This window comes from Pseudomonas sp. SST3 (assembly GCF_003325755.1).
The window spans coordinates 1-3,833 of record NZ_QORI02000153.1; the positions used below are offsets into that span (position 1 = coordinate 1).

At 59.9% G+C, this 3,833-nt stretch carries 1 protein-coding gene and 2 pseudogenes; all 3 read right to left on the bottom strand.

What is annotated here, in order from left to right; genetic code table 11:
• Positions 1 to 161: 161 nt before the first annotated feature.
• Positions 162 to 683 (bottom strand): DUF6586 family protein, encoded by a 522-nt coding sequence (locus DQ405_RS25585; protein WP_003189653.1) that lies wholly within the window; start codon positions 681 to 683, stop codon positions 162 to 164.
• A 219-nt stretch (positions 684 to 902) separates the two neighbouring features.
• Positions 903 to 3,527, bottom strand: a pseudogene (topA, locus tag DQ405_RS25590) (type I DNA topoisomerase).
• A gap of 114 nt (positions 3,528 to 3,641) precedes the next feature.
• Positions 3,642 to 3,833 (bottom strand): annotated as a pseudogene (locus tag DQ405_RS25595) (DUF1653 domain-containing protein); the annotation flags it as partial.

Sequence of the window (3,833 nt, forward strand, 5' to 3'; positions counted from 1 at the left end):
TTGAACGCGGGGCATCAGATCGATAGGTGTCGGCTGGCAGGCCGTCATCGCAGGCAAGCCAGCTCCCACAGGTTGAACGCGGGGCATCAGATCGATAGGKGTCGCCTGTCAGGCCGCCATCGCAGGCAAGCCAGCTTCCACATTTGCTTAGTGCAACCCCTTCAGCACTCGTTGAGCCCTTCACGAAAACGCAGCGCCATCTTTTTCAGCTCCTGGCGCCAGCCTTCCAACTCCTCACGGCTCAAAGGCTTAGGCTCATCCTGCTCCAAGGCCACGGCGACGATCAGCGGCTGGGTGACATCACCTTTGGGCACATGGGGAATACGCGGCGGTTGAAACATATCCGCATGGGCTTTGAGCAGCCGTGCCACCCAACTGTCGGGGCTTTGGGCCATTTCCACCAGCTCGGCCAACTCGGGGATTGCCATGGAATCCAGCACTTCACGATTCATGATCATTTCTGCACGCGGCGCACCGGCCTGGGGTAGGCGGTAGAACCCGGCGATCTCATGGCACAGCCCCAGCAAGGCACCGTACAGGTGGAACAACGCCGCTTCGCGCCCCGCCTGTACCAGCGCGATGGCGTTCATCTCTTTCCCTTCCTCGGCACGGCCAAGGGCCTCCAGGGATAAACCCGCGAAGTAAATTTTCTGATTGGTACGGGTATAGAGTTCGTTGGCCATGACGGCAATCTCCACAACGAATAGGCGTGATGCTGGCTGTGTAGGAGCGAGCTTGCTGTGGCGAGGGAGCTTGCTCCCGCTCGACTGCGTAGCAGTCGCCAGCTATTGGGGGCGCTTCGCACCCCAGCGCAAGCAAGCTTGCTCGCCACAACAAGCTCAATCCTACAGTAAGCAAAAGCCGTCTATACAGACGGCTTTTGGCGTTAACAGACTAGCGGATCAAGCGCCCTGGCGCTTGTCCTCGACCTTCCACTTGCCGCCGTCGTAGAACGCTTTCCAGCCAGTCGGCTTGCCGTCCACTTCGGTCTGCACGTACTGCTCCTTGGTCTTGCGGCTGTAACGGATCACGGCTGGGCGACCATCCGGGTCCTTTTTCGGCGCTTCACACAGGAAGTGGTACTTCGGATCGATCTCGTCCTTGTGCGGCACGATCTCCATCACCAGTGGCGCACGGGTCTCGCGGTTTTTCGGGAACTGGCTCGCAGCCAGGAACAGCCCCGAAGCGCCGTCACGCAGGATGTAGGTGTCGTTGACCTTCTCGCACTTGAGCTCGGGCATCTTCACCGGGTCCATTTTCGGCGGCGCCGCATCACCGCTTTTCAGCAGTTTGCGGGTGTTCTTGCAGGTTGGGTTGGTGCACCCGAAGAACTTGCCGAAACGGCCAGTCTTGAGCTGCATCTCGCTGCCGCACTTGTCGCATTCCAGGCTCGGGCCTTCATAGCCCTTGATGCGATAGGTGCCCTCTTCGATCTCGTAGCCGTTGCAATCCGGGTTGTTACCACAGATGTGCAGCTTGTGCTTCTCGTCCAGCAGGTAGGCGTCCATCGCCGTGCTGCAGATCGGGCAGCGGTGCTTGCCACGCAGCACCAGCGACTCGGACTCACCCTCGTCGTCAGCCGCGATTTCATCGCCCGGCACCAGGTTGACGGTCGCCTTGCAGCGCTCTTTGGGCGGCAGGCTGTAGCCCGAGCAACCGAGGAACACGCCGGTGGAGGCGGTACGAATCTGCATCGGTCGACCGCAGGTAGTGCACGGAATATCCGTCATCACCGGCTGGTTGGCGCGCATCCCGTTCTCGGGGTTTCTCGGCCACTTCAAGCATTTTTCTTGAAGTCGCCGTAGAACTCATCCAGCACGTTTTTCCAGTCGCGTTCGCCCTGGGCCACGTCATCGAGGTTCTCTTCCATGCCGGCAGTGAAGCCGTAATCCATCAAGTTGGAGAAAACTCTCCGACAGACGCTCGGTGACGATGTCACCCATCTTTTCCGAATAGAAACGACGGTTATGCAGCGCAACGTAGCCACGGTCCTGGATGGTGGAGATGATTGCCGCGTAGGTCGACGGACGACCGATACCGCGCTTCTCCATCTCTTTCACCAGGCTGGCTTCGGAATAACGCGCCGGCGGCTTGGTGAAGTGCTGGGACGGGTCGAGCTTGATCAGCTTCAGCGTGTCGCCCTGGGCCATGTCCGGCAGCACATCATCATCGCCAGGCTTGGCGATCTGCGGCATCACACGGGTGTAGCCATCGAACTTGAGGATACGGCCCTTGGCACGCAGCTCGAAATCGCCCGCGCCCACGCTGACGGTAGTAGACAGGTATTGCGCCGGCAGCATCTGGCAAGCCAGGAACTGGCGCCAGATCAGCTCGTAGAGGCGCTCAGCGTCGCGCTCCATGCCGCTCAGCTTGGCAGGCGTGGTGTTGGCGTCGGAAGGACGAATCGCTTCGTGTGCCTCTTGTGCGCCTTCCTTGCTGCTGTAGACGTTCGGCTTCTCCGGCAGGTAGGTCTTGCCGAATTCGCTTTCAATATAGGTACGCGCCATCGCCAACGCGTCTTGCGACAGGTTGGTGGAGTCCGTACGCATATACGTGATGTAGCCAGCCTCATACAGACGCTGGGCCATCATCATGGTCTTCTTCACCCCGAAGCCCAAACGGTTGCTCGCGGCCTGTTGCAGGGTGGAGGTGATGAACGGCGCCGACGGCTTGCTGCTGGTCGGTTTGTCTTCACGCTTGACGATGCTGTAGCTGGAGGCCTTGAGCTTCTCCAGCGCGGCCATGGCCTGGGCTTCGTTCAGCGGCTTGAAGGCTTCGCCTTTTTCACGGGCCACTTCAAAGCGCACATTGGCGCCCTTGGCAGTGCCGAGGTCGGCGTGGACTTCCCAGTATTCTTCAGGGATGAACGCACGGATCTCGCGCTCACGCTCCACCACCAGCTTGACCGCTACCGATTGCACACGGCCGGCGGACAGGCCACGGGCGATCTTCGCCCACAGCAGTGGCGAGACCATGTAGCCGACGACGCGGTCGAGGAAGCGACGGGCCTGCTGGGCGTTGACACGGTCGATGTCCAGCTCGCCCGGCTTGGAGAAGGCTTCCTGGATGGCTTTCTTGGTGATTTCGTTGAACACCACGCGCTTGTAGCGGCTGTCATCACCGCCGATGGCTTCGCGCAGGTGCCAGGCAATGGCTTCCCCTTCGCGGTCCAAGTCCGTCGCGAGATAGATGGTGTCAGCATCTTTGGCGAGCCGGCGCAGCTCTTCGATGACCTTTTCCTTGCCCGGAAGGATTTCGTACTTGGCCTTCCAGCCATGGTCCGGGTCCACACCCATGCGCGAAACCAGTTGCTTGCGCGCTTTTTCTTTAGGCGTGAGTACCGGACCTTCGCCCGCGGCGGCCTTGCCGCGCTTGGCGGCAGGCTCCTTGCTGGCGCTAGCCGAACCGCTGGTGGGCAGGTCTCGGATATGGCCGATACTCGACTTCACCACGTACTCGTTGCCCAAGTACTTGTTGATGGTCTTGGCCTTAGCCGGGGATTCCACAATGACCAGCGATTTGCCCATGGATCGGAAAATTCCTGAATTCGAGAAGTGAAAGGCAGTTGGCGCCTGACGCGGCAACGCTATATATAGTGGCAACCGGATGAGGTCAAGCGCAGCATTCTGCGCGACCTGCCGTTATTGCCCTGTAAAAAGACTGGGTTCGGCCGTGACCAAAGCAAAGCGTGGGACCTGCTCGCCGTCAACTTCGACGGTCTCCAGGAACATGCTCAAAGGGCGCACCCAAAAGCCGTATTCGCCATACAGTGCTTTGGTAAAACACCACTTCTTTCTTCGGTTTCAGAGTGGCGCGCCACGCTGAAAACACGG

Bases quoted from the DNA above. Each gene is read 5' to 3' on its own strand.
- DQ405_RS25585 (WP_003189653.1), bottom strand. From the start codon at position 683: ATGGCCAACGAACTCTATACCCGTACCAATCAGAAAATTTACTTCGCG.